This is a genomic window from Azotobacter chroococcum (assembly GCF_004339665.1).
GTDB classification, from domain to species: domain Bacteria; phylum Pseudomonadota; class Gammaproteobacteria; order Pseudomonadales; family Pseudomonadaceae; genus Azotobacter; species Azotobacter chroococcum.
In genome coordinates this window covers 59,061-77,193 of sequence record NZ_SMMU01000012.1, presented here as the reverse complement: position 1 = coordinate 77,193, position 18,133 = coordinate 59,061, and the positions used below count along the sequence as shown (strand labels likewise).

At 67.9% G+C, this 18,133-nt stretch carries 18 protein-coding genes and 1 riboswitch; of the genes, 7 read left to right on the top strand and 11 right to left on the bottom strand.

The genetic code is table 11. From position 1 onward, the window contains the following. The 3 genes from EV691_RS12290 to EV691_RS12280 all read right to left on the bottom strand — a co-directional run. The coding region (locus EV691_RS12290) for a DUF5801 repeats-in-toxin domain-containing protein (RefSeq protein WP_165901253.1) at positions 1 to 1,678 on the bottom strand (1,678 nt) is incomplete at its 3' end. Between the two features lie 101 nt (positions 1,679 to 1,779). Continuing rightward, a riboswitch (cyclic di-GMP riboswitch) is annotated at positions 1,780 to 1,855 on the bottom strand. A 366-nt stretch (positions 1,856 to 2,221) separates the two neighbouring features. Continuing rightward, on the bottom strand, positions 2,222 to 3,223 hold the full coding sequence (locus EV691_RS12285; protein ID WP_131297243.1) for a catalase family peroxidase: 1,002 nt from the start codon (positions 3,221 to 3,223) through the stop codon (positions 2,222 to 2,224). Between the two features lie 294 nt (positions 3,224 to 3,517). After that, entirely contained in the window at positions 3,518 to 3,742 is a 225-nt protein-coding gene (locus tag EV691_RS12280; protein WP_039806533.1) for a hypothetical protein, read from the bottom strand. 782 nt (positions 3,743 to 4,524) lie between these two features. On the opposite strand from EV691_RS12280, the gene EV691_RS12270 reads away from it, so the two are divergent. Next, the gene (locus EV691_RS12270; protein ID WP_242672472.1) at positions 4,525 to 4,806 is read left to right on the top strand and encodes a hypothetical protein; all 282 of its coding nucleotides are present in this window, start codon (positions 4,525 to 4,527) and stop codon (positions 4,804 to 4,806) included. Between the two features lie 111 nt (positions 4,807 to 4,917). On the opposite strand, the gene rep is transcribed toward EV691_RS12270, so the two are convergent. The 3 genes from rep to EV691_RS12255 all read right to left on the bottom strand — a co-directional run bounded on the left by rep (position 4,918) and on the right by EV691_RS12255 (position 8,244). Further along, positions 4,918 to 6,927 (bottom strand): DNA helicase Rep, encoded by a 2,010-nt coding sequence (gene rep, locus EV691_RS12265; protein ID WP_131297242.1) that lies wholly within the window; start codon positions 6,925 to 6,927, stop codon positions 4,918 to 4,920. 117 nt (positions 6,928 to 7,044) lie between these two features. Continuing rightward, positions 7,045 to 7,773 (bottom strand): pirin family protein, encoded by a 729-nt coding sequence (locus tag EV691_RS12260; RefSeq protein WP_131297241.1) that lies wholly within the window; start codon positions 7,771 to 7,773, stop codon positions 7,045 to 7,047. Between the two features lie 48 nt (positions 7,774 to 7,821). After that, complete coding sequence (locus EV691_RS12255; protein ID WP_131297240.1) at positions 7,822 to 8,244, bottom strand: DoxX family protein; 423 nt, start codon at positions 8,242 to 8,244, stop codon at positions 7,822 to 7,824. A gap of 117 nt (positions 8,245 to 8,361) precedes the next feature. Between EV691_RS12255 and EV691_RS12250 the strand changes: the two genes are divergently transcribed. Both EV691_RS12250 and EV691_RS12240 read left to right on the top strand, forming a co-directional pair. Next, positions 8,362 to 9,243 (top strand): LysR family transcriptional regulator, encoded by an 882-nt coding sequence (locus tag EV691_RS12250; protein WP_131297239.1) that lies wholly within the window; start codon positions 8,362 to 8,364, stop codon positions 9,241 to 9,243. A gap of 566 nt (positions 9,244 to 9,809) precedes the next feature. Continuing rightward, positions 9,810 to 10,673, top strand: coding sequence for an SPFH domain-containing protein (locus tag EV691_RS12240; RefSeq protein ID WP_131297238.1), 864 nt, complete (start codon positions 9,810 to 9,812; stop codon positions 10,671 to 10,673). 111 nt (positions 10,674 to 10,784) lie between these two features. Here the strand turns inward: EV691_RS12240 and EV691_RS12235 are convergent, their stop codons facing one another. Together EV691_RS12235 and EV691_RS12230 are read right to left on the bottom strand one after the other, a co-directional pair. Then, entirely contained in the window at positions 10,785 to 12,278 is a 1,494-nt protein-coding gene (locus EV691_RS12235) for a YifB family Mg chelatase-like AAA ATPase (protein ID WP_131297237.1), read from the bottom strand. Positions 12,279 to 12,309: 31 nt separating this feature from the next. Further along, positions 12,310 to 12,585: an accessory factor UbiK family protein gene (locus tag EV691_RS12230; RefSeq protein ID WP_131297236.1), complete on the bottom strand. Its 276-nt coding sequence runs from the start codon at positions 12,583 to 12,585 to the stop codon at positions 12,310 to 12,312. A 351-nt stretch (positions 12,586 to 12,936) separates the two neighbouring features. Here EV691_RS12230 and glnK point away from each other — a divergent pair, with 351 nt between their 5' ends. The 4 genes from glnK (at position 12,937) to sutA (ending at position 15,646) form a co-directional block, all read left to right on the top strand. Beyond that, positions 12,937 to 13,275, top strand: a complete 339-nt coding sequence (gene glnK, locus EV691_RS12225) for a P-II family nitrogen regulator (protein WP_012703245.1) — start codon at positions 12,937 to 12,939, stop codon at positions 13,273 to 13,275. Positions 13,276 to 13,307: 32 nt separating this feature from the next. Next, positions 13,308 to 14,621 carry an ammonium transporter gene (locus EV691_RS12220; protein WP_131297235.1) on the top strand — a complete coding sequence of 438 codons (1,314 nt, stop codon included), beginning with the start codon at positions 13,308 to 13,310 and terminating at the stop codon, positions 14,619 to 14,621. Positions 14,622 to 14,777: 156 nt separating this feature from the next. Further along, positions 14,778 to 15,203, top strand: coding sequence for a secondary thiamine-phosphate synthase enzyme YjbQ (locus EV691_RS12215; RefSeq protein ID WP_039806500.1), 426 nt, complete (start codon positions 14,778 to 14,780; stop codon positions 15,201 to 15,203). A 122-nt stretch (positions 15,204 to 15,325) separates the two neighbouring features. Then, positions 15,326 to 15,646, top strand: coding sequence for a transcriptional regulator SutA (sutA, locus tag EV691_RS12210; protein ID WP_039806498.1), 321 nt, complete (start codon positions 15,326 to 15,328; stop codon positions 15,644 to 15,646). Between the two features lie 68 nt (positions 15,647 to 15,714). Here sutA and EV691_RS12205 read toward each other — a convergent pair whose 3' ends face one another. From EV691_RS12205 to xerC, 3 genes are read right to left on the bottom strand one after another with little or no spacing between them, the layout of a single operon-like run. After that, entirely contained in the window at positions 15,715 to 16,527 is an 813-nt protein-coding gene (locus tag EV691_RS12205) for a CPBP family intramembrane glutamic endopeptidase (protein WP_131297234.1), read from the bottom strand. A gap of 5 nt (positions 16,528 to 16,532) precedes the next feature. Further along, positions 16,533 to 17,234 carry an HAD family hydrolase gene (locus EV691_RS12200; RefSeq protein ID WP_089169477.1) on the bottom strand — a complete coding sequence of 234 codons (702 nt, stop codon included), beginning with the start codon at positions 17,232 to 17,234 and terminating at the stop codon, positions 16,533 to 16,535. After that, complete coding sequence (gene xerC, locus EV691_RS12195; RefSeq protein ID WP_131297233.1) at positions 17,231 to 18,130, bottom strand: tyrosine recombinase XerC; 900 nt, start codon at positions 18,128 to 18,130, stop codon at positions 17,231 to 17,233. The genes EV691_RS12200 and xerC overlap by 4 nt, the downstream gene beginning before the upstream one ends. Positions 18,131 to 18,133: the final 3 nt, after the last annotated feature.

Below are 18,133 nucleotides of genomic sequence, written 5' to 3'. Positions count from 1 at the left end.
CGATGGCGATGGTGAACACCGTGTGGCCATCGGTGTCCTTGCCGCTCAACTGGGTGGCGCTGTCGGCGAACAGGGTGATGGCGCCGCCGTGGGTGGCGGTCAAGCTGGTGGCCAGGCCGCCGGCCGGCACGCCGACGAGGGTCAGCGACGGGGTGAGGGTGCCGGCGCCGTCCGTGCCGTAGCTGCCGCTGGAGCTGAACAGGGCGGCCAGGCCACCGCTGACGGCGGTGGTGACCTGGGCGAGGTGGCCGTTGTCGTCGTTGACGTAGCTGTCGGCGGTTTCGCCGGTGGCGTAGTGGTCGCTGTCGCCGGTGGTCTCGTCGAGCTCAATGGCCAGCGTCGTGGTGCCGGCCGTCACGGTCTGCCACGGCCCGTCGTCCTCGAAGTTGATATGGCTGCCGATATCGGCCTGCTCGCCCACCTGGCCGCCGAGGCGGATGTCGCCGAGGTCGAAGGTGTCGTTGGCCTGGCCGCCGGAGCTGACGTTCTGCACGCTGAAGCGATCGAGCTTGCCAGTGTCGTCGCCGTCGACGATGCCGACGTGGAACTCGACGCGATAGTGCACCAGCAGACCCTGGATGACCACGCCGTCATCGTTATCGTTGGGGTCACTGATGGCGTAAGTAACCCCCGGATCGGTGTTATTGGTAATGCCGTTGGTACGATCCCAGGCGCTGACCAAGGTGTCGCCGAGCCATACCTTGACGGACACGATGGTCTGAGAGGGCGAGGCCTCGCCGATGGCGCCGTCGGTGTAGTCGGTGCCCAGTTCGCTCGAGTCGAAGGCGAAGATCTCGGCGCCTACCCGGTTCGCGTCATTGCCCCCAGTCTGCACCAGGGTGAAGCTGCCGCTGGGGCCCTCCACTCGTTCGGTGAAATTGATCGTCGTGACCGTCTTGGCGTCCGTATCCTTCGCAGGTGTCTGGTTCTTCACGAAGTCGACCACAATGCCATCGCCGATGGCGATCGACTGGCTGTTGCTGCCGATGGCAAAGTCGCTGGTATTGACGGTGTCGCTACCGAAATCCAAGCCGGTGAACAGCAGCTGGATGCCGGTGGCGGTATCTGTCACCGAGTTCCACAGGTTCTGCCCGGCTGCGGCCGTGGAGAAGTCGTCGAAGGCGACGTCCTGGACGGCATCGACGAACACCAGGCCGGTGAGGTCGACGGCCTCGTCGAAGGAGCCGTTATCGGGATGCTCGATCGCTTCGTACTGGACGATGGTGACTCGCGCGCCGCCGGGGTCGCCGACGGTCGGTGCTATCTTCTCCAGGACCAGCGCGAAGGCGACCCGCTCATTCGCTCCTCCCCGGTCGGCATAGCCGAAAATGGTGGTGTCGTTGATCCGGACCAGGGTGATGGGGTCGCCGCCGGCGGTCGTGCTCAAGGCGCTCAGCACCTCGGTAACCACGGTGTTGCCATTCTTCAGGGTGAACTTCAGGTTCGGGTCCACATCGGCCTCGAAGGTCAGCACCCGGTTCTGCGCCGCCTCGATGGCGTCGCCGGCGGCGGGGGCGCCCAGGGTGTCCAGGGTGCCGAGCAGCGTGGCGATGGAGCTCAGCAGTATGTCGTCGTCGTTATTGTCCTCGGTGGCCGTGGCGACGCCGCTGGTCTGCAGCCCCTCGCTTTCGTCGATGGTGACGTCTTCGGTGAGGGTCTCGTCGAAAATGGTGCCCATGGTCAAGCTCCTGCTCGATAGAGGGTTTGGGGAACTTCGTCCACTGAAGTGGCAGTTCCAGTCCTATCGATACGGACCGACCGACGTGCCCGTCGCACGGTTGAGGCAGCCTGGCTGTCTTGGGCAAGACCCTGGGCTTTCCGGCCCCGCATCACTGCGGGTGTGGCTTTGACTGACAATACGTGCGACAGCTTCCGCGAAAACTCCGCAACGTCTCGAGGTGATGGTTTCTAGGTGCGACGGACCGCTGCCACAGTCCGCCGCGTCAGTGTCCAGGCCATGCAGGCACCCATGCACATGCATGTCAGGGTGCAATCATGAGGCTGGCACTCTGCAGCTGAGTCTAGCCAAGGTCTGGCGATGCGATAGCAGAAATCCACTCGATCTTTGATGCTGACAAATATCGCTACTTGTCAGCGATCAGAAGATAAATGGCTGTGTTCAGGCGGGAATTTCCGTTTTGTTGGCCGGGGTGGGAAGGTCATTCCGACCAGCGGGCCTGCCGCTTCGCCTGCCTCCGGCTGGCCAGTATTTCGCCTGCTGTCACTGCCCGCTCAGCCGCTTGGCGAAGGACACCGCGTAGGCGGGCGAGCGGAAGCGCAGGATCGGATCATCGGTCGGGGCGATACCCTCGGCCATCACCAGCGGGTCGAAGTTGATCTTCTCGCAGGCAGCGCCCTTCTGTGGCATCGCCGCGGTCAGGGTCAGGGTGCCGACCTTCACCTGCTCGCGGTGCTCCGGCCAGGCCTGGGTCGGGTCGTTCTCCGGGTCGCCGGGCTGGCCGATGCTCACCAGCATGTTCCAGCGCAGCGGCCCTCGGGCGGTGCGCTCGATCAGCCGCTCTTCGAGAAAGTTGGCCGGCAGGCTCTTCAGCTCCTCGTCGGAGAGCTGCTTCTCGCCGTCCTCGGGTACGAAGCGCCAGCGCACCAAGGTGGCCTTGCCGGTGTCGTCGACGAACTTGAAGGTGTGGATGCCGAAGTAGCTGCTGTTGGCGAAGCTCGGTGGCGGGTTGTGTTCGCCGAGAAATTGCGCCTGCGCCCGGCTGTCCGGGTGGCTGGCCTTGAAGGCTTCGAGTTTGGCCGGGTCGGGTTTGCCGGTGGCCGGGTCGGGCTTCAGGGCGACGATCTGGTCGAGGAAGGTCTTCGGATGGGCCGCACCGAAGACCGGGGTGTTGAGCATGGTCATGTGCTGCAGGGCGCCGCCGGGCAGGCGGAACTCCAGGGCCATGCCGCGTGGCGACTTGGCCGTGTCGGGGGCCTTGGGGTTGCCGCCTGGCAGCGAGAGGCGCGCGACGACCGGCACGGGCTGTCCGGAAAACAGCGCCGAGCGCGACCAGCTGGCCGCGGCGGGCAGGCCGACGAACTCGCCGGTCGCACAGGTTCCCTTGATGTGGTTGCGCCGTTCGCCCGGCGTCACGCCGAAGGTGTCCTCCAGGGCGGCGACCACCTGCTCCGGGGTCACCTCGTCCTGCGCCGCCATGCCGAAGGGGGCGGCCAGTCCCAGGCCGGCGGCCAGCAGCCAGCCCGGCAGATCTTTCCTCTGCATCTTGTTTTCCTCGTTGTCCCTGATTGAAGAACCGCCGTGGCGGATACGGCACTCTTCATGCCAGCAGCCGGTTGCGGATATGACAAGGCCGGCCGCCGTGTGTGCGGGAGGCGTGCAGGCTGTTTCTCATGGACCATGGTCCAATAGACCACGACGGCCTGCGCCAACCGCCCGCAGCCGTTCAGGCGCGGAGTCGCGCTCTGTGCCGGCGGGCAGGTCGACAGGTAATGGGTGGCAATGCGCTGTAGGGGGCTTCGCGCCGGAGTTGGCCGATCGAGCGGCTCGGGCGGGCCGTCAGGACGCTTCCCAGTGCACGGGGCAGGCGTGAGAGGCTTCGAGCCGTTCTGCCTCGACCAGAGCCTGGGCTTCCGAGTCCCATATGGCTTCCGAATAGCGCACGACGCTGCTCTCGGCGTCGTGGAAAACGAGGTCGAAGGTTGGCCAGCCATACCGGGCGGAAATATCGCGAACCTGGAAGCGGCGGGAGGAGGAGTGGGGGATGGCACTGGCTTTCATCATTTTTATTCTAGTTTGTCGATTTTCGTGAAAATGGCAGGCCGAGAGGTTGCTGAACCTTTCGACCTGAGTTCCTTCTGTCGGCGGCTTGGCTCCATCCGCACGCGATGGTCGTGCAGACCGGGCAGGTGCCCGAGGGCTTGGTGACTTCATCGGATAGGAAACGGCGAGTAGCGAGGACGTCCCTGTTTCCGTGATGCCTGGTTCTCCCTGTGGTCCGACCCTGCTGAACCGCACGCTGGCAAAGTCCCTGGCCGCCATCCTGGCCAGCCTGTGTCGATCCGTCAGCGCGGAGGCGACTGTAGTGCGGCAGCCGTCCCGAATAAATCCGCAAGATTCTCAAGCCGTTGTAGGTAATGGCTTACAGAGTGCGCCGGGGGCAGAACGTTTGGGGCAGGCATCGGGGCGCAGATCAAGCACCGATGGGGCCGGGCAGGTTGAAGGATCCGCACCAACCGACGCCGCCGAGAGCAAGGCTCGGCAACCGGCCCGACGCGGGCATGAGAACTATCGGCTGGCGCGAACGGGAGCAGCAGGGCTGTGCCTCATTGCGCCGGCATGCCGACTTGCAGTGGCAGCAGGCGCGGGAAATCGAGGCGCATGGACCGAACCGCGTGGTGTGTCGCCCAGGTCGTGACAGCTGAAACCGGTCGGACGAGGAGACGAGCCATGCGAGTCCCCCACGAATTCCCTCTGCCAAGGATGGCCAATTTCTTGCCTGAATATCATCAGCTCCACCGAGAGCTTAAGGATGATTCGGGGGGGTTCCCGAAGGAGGCACGAAATTGAAACCGGTAGTGGTTTTTTTCGAAGCCCTGGTCGAGTGGGCCGACGATCCCCGGCGCTGGATCCGACTCTTGCGGCAGGTGGGCCTCACCGTGGGTGTCATCGGCGTCCCGTACGCCTGCTCGAGCCTCTACCATGACAACGCGCAACGCCATGTGGATGCCGCGCTGGACATGGCCTTGGAGGATTGCGCGCTCAATCGCATGGTGGTGGCCGATGCGCACACGCTGCCCCAATACAAGGCTTGCGTAAAATCTTTGGTGCGTCGGTACGGCCAATGAGAAGAAATTGACGTCCGGTGTGCCAGGGGGCAGGCCGGTGACGATGTTCGGGCGCCGGGTCGCTGCAGTCTTGAGCCGGTGTTTCATGAGCACCCGCCGTGGCGGGTGATCTCAGCGCTTGAGCATCGCCCTGATGTCCGCCAGCGCATTCTTGCCCCGCGCCGCCTTGGCTTCCACCGGCGCATCCTCCTGGCCTTCCCAGGCCAGGTCGTCCTGCGGCAGCTCGGCGAGGAAGCGGCTGGGCGTGCAGTCGATGATCTCGCCGTACTGCTTGCGCTTGGCGGCGAAGGTCATCACCAGGTTCTGCCGGGCGCGGGTGATGCCGACGTAGGCCAGGCGGCGCTCCTCCTCGATGGTGTCGGCCTCGATGCTGGAGCGGTGGGGGAGGATTTCCTCCTCCACGCCGATGATGAACACGTGGGGGAACTCCAGGCCCTTGGAGGCGTGCAGGGTGAGCATCTGCACGCCCTCGGCGCCTTCCTCCTCTTCCTGCTGGCGTTCCAGCATGTCGCGCAGCACCAGCTTGCCGATGGCCTCCTCGATGGTCATCTCGCCGTCCTCGTCCTTCTCCAGCGTGTTCTTCAGCGCCTCGACGAGGAACCAGACGTTGCCCATGCGCACCTCGGCGACCTTGTCGCTGGAGGCGTTCTGCCTGAGCCAGTTCTCGTAGTCGAGGTCCATCACCATGCTGCGCAGGGCGGCGATCGGGTCGTGCTGCGCGCACTGCTGGCGCACGCCGTCCATCCAGCGGGTGAAGCGCGCCAGGCGCTCGCAGTAGCGGCTGTCGAGGTGCTGGGCGAGGCCCAGTTCGCCGGCGGCTTCGTAGAGCGAGAGGTTGCGCTCGCCGGCGTAGTGGCTGAGCTTTTCCAGGGTCGCCGAGCCGATTTCCCGGCGCGGCACGTTGATCACCCGCAGGAAGGCGTTGTCGTCGTCCGGGTTGACCAGCAGGCGGAAGTAGCTCATCAGGTCCTTCACCTCCTGGCGGGCGAAGAAGCTGGTGCCGCCGGAAAGGCGGTAGGGGATCTGGTGGTGCTGCAGCTTGAGCTCCATCAGCCGCGACTGGTAGTTGCCGCGGTAGAGGATGGCGAAGTCGCTGTAGGGCCGGCCGGTCTTCAGGTGCAGGGTGAGGATCTCCATGGCCACCCGCTCGGCCTCGGTTTCCTCGTTGCGGCAGCGGATCACGCGGATCTCGTCGCCGTGGCCCATCTCGCTCCACAGCTGCTTGTCGAACACATGGGGGTTGTTGGCGATCAGCACGTTGGCGCATTTCAGGATGCGACTGGTCGAGCGGTAGTTCTGCTCGAGCATCACCACCTTCAGCGAGGGGTAGTCCTCCTTCAGCTGCATCAGGTTTTCCGGACGCGCGCCGCGCCAGGCGTAGATCGACTGGTCGTCGTCGCCGACCACGGTGAACTGGTTGCGCATGCCGACCAGCAGCTTCACCAGCAGGTACTGGCTGGCGTTGGTGTCCTGGTATTCGTCGACCAGGAGGTAGCGGATGCGGTTCTGCCACTTCTCGAGGAGGTCCGGGTGCTCCTGGAACAGCTTCACCGGCAGCAGGATCAGGTCGTCGAAGTCGACCGCGTTGTAGGCCTTGAGGGTGCGCTGGTAGTGCAGGTAGACGACGGCGGCGGTCTGCTCCTTGGGCGTGCGCGCCTTGTCGAGCGCCTCCTGGGGGAGGATCAGGTCGTTCTTCCAGGTGCCGATGTAGTTCTTGATCTCGTCGACGCCGTCGTCGCCTGCGTACTCCTTCTGCATGATGTCGGTCAGCAGGGCCTTGATGTCGCCCTCGTCGAAGATCGAGAAGCCGGGCTTGTAGCCAAGCCGCGCGTGCTCCTTGCGGATGATGTTGAGGCCGAGGTTGTGGAAGGTGGAGACGGTCAGGCCCTTGCCCTCGGCGCCGCGCAGCAGGCTGCCTACACGCTCCTTCATCTCGCGGGCGGCCTTGTTGGTGAAGGTCATGGCGACGATGTGCCGGGCCTGGATGCCGCACTGCTGAATCAGGTAGGCGATCTTGCGGGTGATCACGCTGGTCTTGCCGGAGCCGGCGCCGGCGAGCACCAGGAGCGGGCCGCCGACGTAGGTCACGGCTTCCTGTTGGCGCGGGTTGAGTCGGGACATGGCGGACCTCGCGGGACGGGACGGCCGGGCATTCTAGCAGTCCCGGCCGGCGCCTTTTCAGCGGGCTCCACCCCGTCGATCCGGCTGGCCGTTCCGGCGCCCCGTGCCCGCCGCCGTTCAGGGCATCCGCGGCAGTTCGTTCGGGCGCAGGTCGAAGACCAGCACCTCGGCCTGTTCGCCATCGGCGAACTCCAGCCGCTCGGCATGGCGGACGCGCAGGCCGTCGCCCGCCTCCAGGCGCTGGCCGTTGACGCTCAGCGCACCGCGCGCCAGGTGCACGTAGGCGTGGCGCTGCCCGCCGAGTTCCAGGCTGGCCCGTTCCGCGCCGTCGAACAGCCCGGCGTAGACCCGGGCGTCCTGGTGGAGGCGCAGCGAGCCCCGCTCGCCGTCCGGCGAGAGGATCAGCTGCAGCCGGCCGCGCTTGTCCTCGGCGGCAAAGCGCTGCTGTTGATAGCCCGGCGTCACGCCCCGGACGGCCGGAACGATCCAGATCTGCAGGAAGTGCACCGGCTCGCGGGGCGAGGCGTTGTACTCGCTGTGGGCGATACCGGTGCCGGCGCTCATCAGCTGGATGTCGCCCGGACGGATCAGCGAGCCGTTGCCCAGGCTGTCCTGGTGCTCGAGGGCGCCGTCGAGCACGTAGGAGAGGATTTCCATGTCCCGGTGCGGATGGCGGCCGAAGCCCTGGCCGGGGGCGACGCGGTCGTCGTTGATCACCAGGAGGTCGGAGAAGCCGACCTGCTCGGGGTCGTGGTAGGCGGCGAAGGAAAAGCTGTGGCGGGATTGCAGCCAGCCGTGGTCGGCCTGGCCGCGCTCGCTGGAGCGGCGCAGTTCGTGGGGGTGCATGGCGGATTCCTCGGTCGGGACGGCCCGGCCGGAGCCGGGCGGGAAACTTCAGGCGTGGGCGGTACGGCGGCTGCGGTAGGCATCCAGGCTCAGGGCGCCGGCGCCGAAGGCGGCCACCTGCAGCAGGCCGCCGGCGATCGCCAGGTTCTTCAGGAAGTGGATGAACTGGTTCTGGTCGCCGAACTGGTTGTGGAACGCCAGGGCCGTCGCCAGGGTGAAGCCGGCCATCACGGTGGCGACCAGGCGGGTGCGGTAGCCGACCAGCAGCGCCGCGGCGAAGCCCAGCTCGATCAGCAGCGCGGCCGCCAGGGCCAGTGTGGGGAAGGGCATGCCGGTGCTGCCGATGTAGCCGAGGGTGGCGGCCGGGGCGGCGGCCTTGCCCAGGCCGCTGACGAGAAACAGCGAGCTCAGCAGGGCGCGGCCGGCGAAGGCGGTGGTGGTGTGGATGGCGGTCGGGGTCGAAAGGGTCATGTCCGTATCTCCTGGTCGGTAGGGGTGCCTTGTCTTGCACCATGAGCACAGACTAGTGTCTCCTTGCGATTCGATTAAGAGGCTGAAAAGCGCAATATCGTCTACTCAGGAGTGACAATGAACCAGTTCGAGGACATGCGCCTGCTCGTCGCCGTGGTGGACGGCGGCAGCTTCACCGCCGCGGCCGAGACGTTGGGGTTGTCCAAGCAGTTCGTCAGCCGCCGGCTGATGGGCTTGGAGGAACGGCTGGGGGTGCGCCTGCTCAACCGCTCGACCCGCCGGCTCGCCGTCACCCCGCTGGGGCTGCTCTACTGCGAGCGGGCTAGGCAGATCCTCGACGACGTGGAGGCGGCCGAGCAGGCCATCCTGCAACTGCGGGCGACGCCGCGGGGCACGCTGCGCCTGTCGGCGCCGATGTCCTTCGGCACCTTGCATCTCGGTCGCCTGCTGCCGGGCTTTCTCGAGCGCTACCCGGAGGTCGCCGTCGAACTGGACCTGAGCGACCGGCGGGTCGACCTGCTCGAGGAGGGCTATGACATGGCGGTGCGCATCGGCGAACTCGCTGATTCCACGCTGATCGCCCGCGCCCTGGCTCCGCAGCAGATGGTCACCTGCGCCAGCCCCGCCTATCTCGGGCGACGCGGCGCACCGCAGACGCCGGCGGAGCTGCGCGAGCACGACTGCCTGCTCTACGGCCATGGCAAGGCGGTGGAGTGGACCTACTGGCGCGACGGGCGTCCCGAGCGCGTCGGCGTGCGTGGCCGCTACCGGGTCAACAACGGCGAGCTGGTGCGCGACGCCGCCCTCGCCGGGCTCGGCCTCGCCTGGCTGCCGACTTTCATCGTCGGCCCGGAGCTGTCCGCGGGCACGCTGTTGCCGGTGCTCGAAGCCTTCCAGGGGCCGCCGACCAAGGTCTATGCGGTCTATCCGCAGCATCGCCAGTCCTCGGCGCTGATTCGCGCCTTCACCGACTATCTGCACGAAGCCCTGAGTCGCTGACAGGGGCTCGATCAAGACCGTTCCACAGCGCTGCATCCTGTTGTCGGGGATAGTGGCCAGTTAATATCGGTGGCCGACATGTAGACGCCGAGTGCGCAGGAGGAAGGGCAATGGAGTGGTGGCACTGGGTCGTCGGCGGGATCGTGCTGATCCTGCTGGAGCTGGCCATACCGGCGTTTTTCGTGATCTGGTTCGGCCTCGGCGCCCTGCTGGTGGCAGGCGTGCTGCTGCTGGCCGGCGCGCTTTCGCTGACCGCGCAGCTGCTGGTCTGGACGCTGAGTTCGCTGGCGATGACCGCGCTGTGGTTCGGCGTGTTCCGGCCCGGCCGGCAGACGACGCGGATCGGCACGGCGGCCGGCGAGACGATCGGCGAGGTGGGGCTTTTGGTCAGCGCCGTCGCGCCCTTCGAGCGCGGCCGGGTGCGCTTCCAGAAGCCGATCCTCGGCGCCGAGGAGTGGCCGAGACCGCGATTCCCGCGGGGCAGCGGGTGCGGGTGGTGTCGGTCGAGGGCAGCTACGTCAAGGTGGCCAGGGCTTGATCTTTCGGAACGGAACAAGGAGCAACCCATGAGTGCGGGACTGGCAGTGGCGATCGCGGTGCTCGCGTTCGCTCTCATCACCATCGCCAAGGGCGTGCGGCTGGTGGCCCAAGGCGAGGAGTGGGTCGTGGAGCGGCTGGGGCGCTATCACGTCACCCTGCGGCCGGGGCTGAATATCATCATTCCCTTCCTCGACAACGTCGCCTACAAGCTGGTGACCAAGGACATCATCCTCGACGTGCAGCAGCAGGAGGTCATCACCCGCGACAATGCGGTGATCCTCGCCAATGCCATTGCCTTCGTGAAGGTCACCGACCCGGTCAAGGCGGTCTACGGGGTCACCGATTTTTCCGAGGCGATCCGCAACCTGATCATGACCACCCTGCGCTCCATCGTCGGCGAGATGGAGCTGGACGAGGCGCTGTCCTCGCGGGACAAGATCAAGGCGCGGCTGCGCGAGAGCATCGCCGACGAGGCGGTGGACTGGGGGCTGACGGTGAAGTCGGTGGAGATCCAGGACATCAAGCCGTCCGAGTCGATGCAGCGGGCGATGGAGCTGCAGGCCGCCGCCGAGCGCGAGCGCAAGGCCGCGGTGACCAAGGCCGAGGGCGAGAAGCAGGCGGCGATCCTCGAGGCCGAGGCGCGTCTGGAGGCGGCGCGCCGCGACGCCAATGCCCAGGTGTTGCTGGCCGAGGCCTCGTCCGAGTCGATCCGCCGGGTGACCAGCGCGGTCGGCAGCGAGCCCGGGCCGATGATGTACCTGCTCGGCGAAAAGTACATCGCTTCGGTGGAAAAGCTCGCCCAGAGCGACAACGCCAAGGTGGTGCTGATGCCCGCCGACCTGCAGGAAACCCTGCGCGGCCTGGTGGGCAAGCTGGGCGGGCGCGGCTGAAAGGCTTTTTCTCCAACCCACCCTTTTCCCCGCAGGAGCCAGCTTGCTGGCGATCGGCTCAGAGCATCGCCAGCAAGCTGGCTCCTACGGGGAATGCCGGGTTCTTCCCGCTCAGGCGCTGCTGGCCCGGTACTGCAGGGCTTCGGCCAGGTGGGTGCGGGCGATCTCCGGCGCCGCTTCGAGATCGGCCAGGGTGCGCGCCACCTTGAGAATGCGGTGGGCGGCGCGCAGCGACAGGCCGAGGCGCTCGCAGGCGCGTTCCAGCCACTGGCGGTCCTCGTCGTTCAGTGCACAGTGCTGGTGCAATCCGGGCAGATCAAGGAACGCATTGGGGCAGCCCTGGCGCGCCAGCTGAAGGGTGCGCGCCGCCGCCACCTGGGCCGCGGCGCCGGCGCTGTCCGGACCGTCCAGACGCGGTGCGCCCAAGGCGGTGGCCTCGCGGGTGACGCCGATGTGCAGGTCGATGCGGTCGAGCAGCGGGCCGGACAGCTTGGCGCGGTAGCGCTGGATCTGCTCCGGGGTGCAGCGGCAGCGGCCGGCAGGGTCGCCCAGGTAGCCGCAGGGGCAGGGATTCATCGCCGCCACCAGCTGGAAGCGCGCCGGGAAGCGCACCTTGTCGTTGGCCCGGGCGATGACGATCTCGCCGCTTTCCAAGGGCTCGCGCAGCACTTCCAGCACCTTGCGATCGAACTCCGGCAACTCGTCGAGGAACAGTACGCCCTGGTGCGCCAGGGTGATCTCGCCGGGGCGCGGGCGGCTGCCGCCGCCGACCAGCGCTGGTCCCGAGGCGCTGTGGTGCGGCTGGCGGAACGGCCGCTGCGGCCAGGCGGCGAGCGGCGCGCTGCCGGCCACCGAATGGATCGCCGCCACCTCCAGCGCCTCGCCCTCGTCCAGCGGTGGCAGCAGTCCCGGCAGGCGGCTGGCCAGCAGGGTCTTGCCGGTTCCCGGCGGGCCACTGAGCAGCAGGTTGTGGCTGCCGGCGGCGGCCACCAGCAGGGCGCGCTTGGCCGCGGCCTGGCCCTGCACGTCGGCAAGGTCGGGGTAGGGCCGCGTCTGGCGCAGCAGGCCCTGGGCCAGGTAGGGCGCCAGCGGGGTCTGGCCGCTGAGGTGGGCGGCCAGCTCCAGCAGGTGGTCGACCGCCAGCACGTTCAGCCCCGAGGCCAGGCTGGCTTCCTCGGCGTTGGCCCGTGGCACCACCAGGGTGCGTCCGGCGGCGCGGGCGGCCAGCGCGGCGGGCAGCACGCCCCGGACCGGCCGCAGGCTGCCGGAGAGGGCCAGCTCGCCCAGGCACTCCAGGTTGCCCAGCGTCTCGGCGGGCAACTGCTCGCTGGCGGCGAGGATGCCCAGGGCGATGGCCAGGTCGAAGCGTCCGCCGTCCTTGGGCAGGTCGGCGGGGGCCAGGTTGAGGGTGATGCGCCGTGCCGGAAAGTCGAAGCCGGAGGTGAGGATGGCGCTGCGCACGCGATCCTTGCTCTCGCGGACCGCGGTTTCCGGCAGGCCGACCAGGGTCAGCGCCGGCAGGCCGTTGGCGAGGTGCGCCTCGACGGTGACGGCGGGCGCCTCGACACCCACCTGGGCGCGGCTGTGGACGATGGCCAGGGACATGGATCGCTCCTTGATCGCATTCCCCGCGCGGTCAGGCGGCGGGCGGGGTGGGGGGCTGCTCGCCCAGGCGGGCCTCGAGCTCGGCGACCTTGGCTTCCAGCGCTTCCAGGCGGGCGCGGGTACGGGCGAGGACGGTCATCTGGCTGTCGAATTCTTCCCGGCTGACCAGGTCGAGCTTGCTGAAGGCGCTCTGCAGCAAGGCCTTGAACTGGGCCTCGAGTTCGCGGGGCGGGAGCGGCGTCTCGCCGCTGAACAGGCGGGAGGCGTGGGTGCTGAGGGTGTCGAACAGGGCTTTGGGCGGCAGCATGGTGCGGTTCCGGAATCAGTCGTTCGCCAGTGTATCACGGGGCATTGGCGAGGCTGTCGCGAGGGGGCGTGCACGGTTTTCGTGTGGCTATACACCGGGTGGGTGCGGCATTTCCCCGCGGCCGTCCGGCGAAAGATTCATAACCATATCGCTCATGGGGGTTTTGGCCGTTTGTGGTTGGCGGTATGATTTTTGCCTTTGCGAAGACAGGGCACCTTGAGGCGTCGGCCAGACGCCGATGCCGTCGAGCAGGCCGGCCCGAGGCGGCCACACGCAAGCCAGACACTGCGCTTAAACTTGAATCGGGATCGTCTATTCCTGGGGCAAGTCCACTACACGGAGATACGTTTCATGAAGCTAGTCACTGCCATCATCAAGCCGTTCAAGCTGGACGACGTACGCGAATCGCTGTCGGAGATTGGAGTGCAGGGCATTACCGTCACCGAGGTCAAGGGGTTCGGCCGGCAGAAGGGCCATACCGAGCTGTACCGGGGGGCGGAGTACGTGGTCGACTTTCTGCCCAAGGTGAAGATCGACGTGGCCATCGAGGACAGCCAGCTCGACCATGTCATCGAGGCCATCACCAAGGCTGCCAACACCGGCAAGATCGGTGACGGCAAGATTTTCGTCGTCAATCTGGAACAGGCCATCCGCATCCGTACCGGCGAGACCGGCACCGACGCGATCTGAGCCTACGATCCCCCCGCCCCAGGAGATAATCAATGCTGCGCAAAAGCGCAGGGCTTGCTGCCCTTTCCTCTCTCTTCCTGCCCGCCATGGCCAGCGCCCAGGAGGCTTCGCTGGATTCCGGCGATACCGCCTGGATGCTGACCGCCACGGCGCTGGTGCTGTTCATGACCGTTCCCGGCCTGGCGCTGTTCTACGGCGGCATGGTGCGCTCGAAGAACCTGCTCTCGGTGATGATGCAGTGCTTCGCCATCACCGGCCTGATCAGCGTGCTCTGGGTCCTGTTCGGCTACAGCCTGGCCTTCGACACCACCGGCATGGAAGAGGGCGTGCTCAACTTCAGCTCCTTCGTCGGCGGTCTGGACAAGGCCTTCCTCAGCGGCCTGAGCACCGACAGCCTGGTCGGCACCTTCCCGGAAAGCATCTTCATCACCTTCCAGATGACCTTCGCCATCATCACCCCGGCGCTGATCGCCGGTGCCTTCGCCGAGCGCATGAAGTTCTCGTCGATGCTGGTGTTCATGTCGGTGTGGTTCCTGGTGGTCTACGCACCGATCGCGCACATGGTCTGGAGCGGCAACGGCGCGCTGATGTGGGACTGGGGCGTGCTCGACTTCGCCGGCGGCACCGTGGTGCACATCAACGCCGGTGTCGCCGGCCTGGTCGCCTGCCTGGTGCTGGGCAAGCGCAAGGGCTACCCGGGCGTCGCCATGACCCCGCACAACCTCGGCTACACCCTGATCGGCGCGGCCATGCTGTGGGTCGGCTGGTTCGGCTTCAACGCCGGCTCGGCGATCGCCGCCAACGGCACCGCCGGCATGGCCATGCTGGTGACCCAGATCGCCACCGCCGCCGCGGCGCTGGCCTGGATGGCCGCCGAATGGCTGACCCACGGCAAGCCGAGCGCCCTGGGCATCGCCTCCGGCGTGGTCGCCGGCCTGGTCGCCATCACCCCGGCCGCCGGCACCGCCGGCCCGATGGGCGCGCTGGTGATCGGCCTGGCCTCCGGCGCGATCTGCTTCTACAGCGCCACCGCCGTGAAGCGCCGCTTCGGCTATGACGACTCCCTCGACGCCTTCGGCGTACACGGCGTCGGCGGCATCGTCGGTGCGGTGCTGACCGGCCTGTTCGCGGCTCCGGCCCTGGGCGGCTTCGGCGAGGTGGACAGCATCGCCACCCAGCTGTGGATCCAGATCAAGGGCGTGCTCTTCACCGTGATCTACACCGGCGTCGTCACCTTCGTGATCCTCAAGGTGATCGAGCGGGTGATGGGCCTGCGCGTCAGCGACGAGGAGGAAACCATCGGTCTCGACCTCTCCCTGCACAACGAGCGCGGCTACAACCTCTGAATGTGGGCAGGGCGGCCGGCACGCTCCGGCCGCCGTTCACGCTGCGGTTTTGCCCCCATCGCCGGTGGCAAGCCGTCAAAAGGGCGCCTTCGGCGCCCTTTGCTTTTTTCCGCGCCGCGCTAGAATTCCCGCGGCACAACCCAGGAACTGCGGCAGATGTGGCAACAGACGACCATCACCCTGCGGGCGCGGCCGCGCGGCTTCCACCTGGTGACCGACGAGCTGCTGGCCGGTCTGCCGGCGCTGGCCTCCTGCCGGGTGGGGCTGCTGCACCTCTGGCTGCAGCACACCTCGGCCTCGTTGACCGTCAACGAGAATGCCGACGCGGCGGTGCGGCGCGATTTCGAGCGCTTCTTCAACCGTCTGGTGCCCCAGGGCGAGGGCGGCTACGAACATGACTACGAAGGGCCGGACGATCTGCCGGCGCACTTCAAGGCCAGTCTGCTGGGCTGCCAGCTGCTGCTGCCGGTGACGGCGGGGCGTCTGGCGCTGGGGACCTGGCAGGGCATCTATCTCGGCGAGCACCGCGAGCAGGGCGGTGCACGTCGGGTCCTGGCCACGCTGCAGGGCCAGGGGAACTGATTTTTTCGGCGCAGCTCTCAGAGCTGGAATCGCCCATCAATTGCAGTGTCCGCGGGCCAGGGTCGCGGTGATCGCTGGCGGGACTATAACCAACCTGCTGTACCCAAGTCGTGAGGTCGAACATGAGCGATGAAGAACTGGAACAGGAAGAGCTGGAAGCGGGTGAAGAGGAGGACGGTGAAGAGCTGAATGCTGCCGACGAAGCAGCGGCTGAGGAGGACGACGGCAGCGACCGGGTGGTGGCTTCCGGTAAGAAGTCCAAGAGCTCCGCCGAGGTCGACGAGATGCCCAGCATCGAGGCCAAGCAGAAGGATCGCGAAGCGCTGGCGCGGGCCATGGAGGAATTCCTGGCGCGCGGCGGCAAGGTGCAGGAAGTCGAGCCGAACGTGGTCGCCGACCCGCCGAAGAAGCCCGACAGCAAGTATGGCAGCCGCCCCATCTGAGCCTTTCCAGCCGGTTGGTGGCGCAAGGGCGGCCCGGGAGTGAATCCCGGGCCGCTTTTTTTGCGCCTTCAGTTCAGGCGCAGCGGGTAGCTGAGCAGCAGGAAGTGCAGCAGGTTGACCGCTCCGTGCAGCAGCACGGCGCTGCCCAGCCGCCCGGACAGTTGCATGACCCCGCCATAGCCGAGGCCTGATGCACCGGCGAGCAGGGCGAACAGCGGACTGACGGGCGCGTGGGCCAGGCCGAACAGGGCGGCGCTCAGAATGATCCCCCGGGCCGTGCCGAGGCGCCGTACCAGCGCGCCCTGCAGCAGGCCGCGGAACAGCAGCTCCTCGGCCAGCACCGTCACGCCGAGATTCACTGCCAGCCAGACCGGCAGCTCGGCGGGCCATTTCGGCTGCCAGGCCACCAGGCCGGTGGCCAGGGCCAGCGCCGGCACGCCGAGCAGGGTCGCCAGGGCCAAGGCCCAGGTCCGGCCGGGCCGTGCCGGGGAGTGGGGGCGCGCGGCGGTTTTCGTCCACCACCAGCCGAGCAGGGTGGCGCCGAGCAGCAGCTTGTCCCATGACAGGCGCACGCCGTAGGGCGGCGCATCGGGACTGAGCTGACGGGGTTCGGCGAGCCACAATGGAGTGAAGCCGGGCAGCAGGTGAGCGGCCAGCGCCAGGCTGGCGAGCAGCACGCCGGCGCGCCAGGGGCCGTCCGCCAGGCGCGGCCGGACGCCGAACACCCAGGCGACGAACAGGCTGCCGGCGAGCAGGCCGGCCGGCTGGATGCCCCCGGCGAGGCTGCCGGCGAGCAGCACCAGCGCTGGCGGCAGCAGGCGATAGCGGCTCGACGCCGGGCAGGTCCGCTGGAGTCCGGGAGCGAGGGGCTCGCCGGGCACGGCCGTCAGCCGGCCTGCCAGCGGCCGAGCAGCGCCGGCAGCTCGGCCAGGCTGGCGATCTGCGCATCCGGCGCGCCGGCGTGGCTCCAGGGCTTGCCGGCGGGGTTGTACCAGATCGCCCGCAGGCCGGCGCGCTGGGCGCCCTGGATATCGTCGTCGGGATGGTCGCCGATGTGCACCGCCTGCTCGGCGGATACCCCGCCGCGCCGCAGCGCCTCGCGGAACGGCTGCGGATCGGGCTTGCCGATGCCCAGCTCCTCGGCGCAGAGAGTGAAGCGGAAATAGTCGGCCAGGCCCAGGCGGCGCACGTCGGCGTTGCCGTTGGTCAGCACGCCGAGGACGTAGCGGTCGGCGAGGATTTCCAGGGTCGGCTGCGTCTCGGGGAAGAACTCGATGCGGTGGCGCGCGGCGAGGAAGGTCTCGAAGGCCTGCCCGGCCAGCTCCCGCGCCTCGGCAGCAGGGTAGCCGGCCTCCTCGAGGGCATGCAGCAGCACGCGGCGGCGCAGCTCGCTGATGCGGTGCTTGAGCGCCGGCTCGCCTTCGACCAGGCGGGCGCGGATCGGCCACAGGTGCTCGACCGGCACCGCGCCGAGCAGGGGCGCATGACGGCCCAGCCAGTCGCGCAGCTCGGCTTCGGCGCTTTCGATGACCGGGGCGACGTTCCACAGGGTGTCGTCGAGGTCGAAGGTGATCAGGCGGATGTTCATGGGGTCTCGTCCTTGCGACGGCGCGCCCGCGGATGGGCCTGGTCGTAGACCGCCGCCAGGTGCTGGAAGTCGAGATGGGTGTAGATCTGGGTGGTGGCGATGTCGGCATGCCCGAGCAGTTCCTGCACGGCGCGCAGGTCCTGGGAGGACTCCAGCAGATGGCTGGCGAAGCTGTGCCGCAGCATGTGCGGGTGCAGGTGCTGGCCCAGCTCGCGCACGCCGGCCTGGCGCACCCGCAGCTGCACGGCGCGCGGACCCAGGCGGCGGCCCTGGCGGCCGACGAACAGCGCGCCGTCGGCCGGCCGCGTCAGCGCCCGCAGCGGCAGCCAGGCCTGGAGCGCCTCGCGCGCCTTGCGGCCGATCGGCAGCTCGCGGACCTTGTTGCCCTTGCCGTGCACCCGCACCAGGCCGGCGGCCAGGTCGAGGCGCTCCAGGTCCAGGCCGACCAGTTCCGAGAGGCGCAGGCCGGAGGAATAGAAGAGCTCGAGGATGGCCTGGTCGCGGCGGGCGAGGAAGTCGTCCTCGACGGCGCCGTCGAGGAGCTGCTGGGTACGGTCGGCGTCCAGGGTGCGCGGCAGCCGGCGTTCGCCCTTGGGCGGGCTCAGGCCGGCGGCGGGGTCGTGCTGGCAGCGGCCCTCGCGCAGCAGGTAGCGATAGAGGCCGCGCACCGCCGAGAGCAGGCGTGCCAGGCTGGGACCGGAGAGCCCCTGCAGGTGCAGTTTGGCGATCAGCCGGCGCAGGCGGGCGGTGTCCAGGGCGCTCCAGGCCGCCAGGCCTTCCCGCTCGCAGTAGGCGAGGACCTTGCCGAGATCGCGGCGGTAGCCGTCGAGGGTGTGCTGCGACACCTGGCGCTCGCTGCGCAGGTGGTCGAGGAAGGCGTCGAGATCGGCCTGCATGCT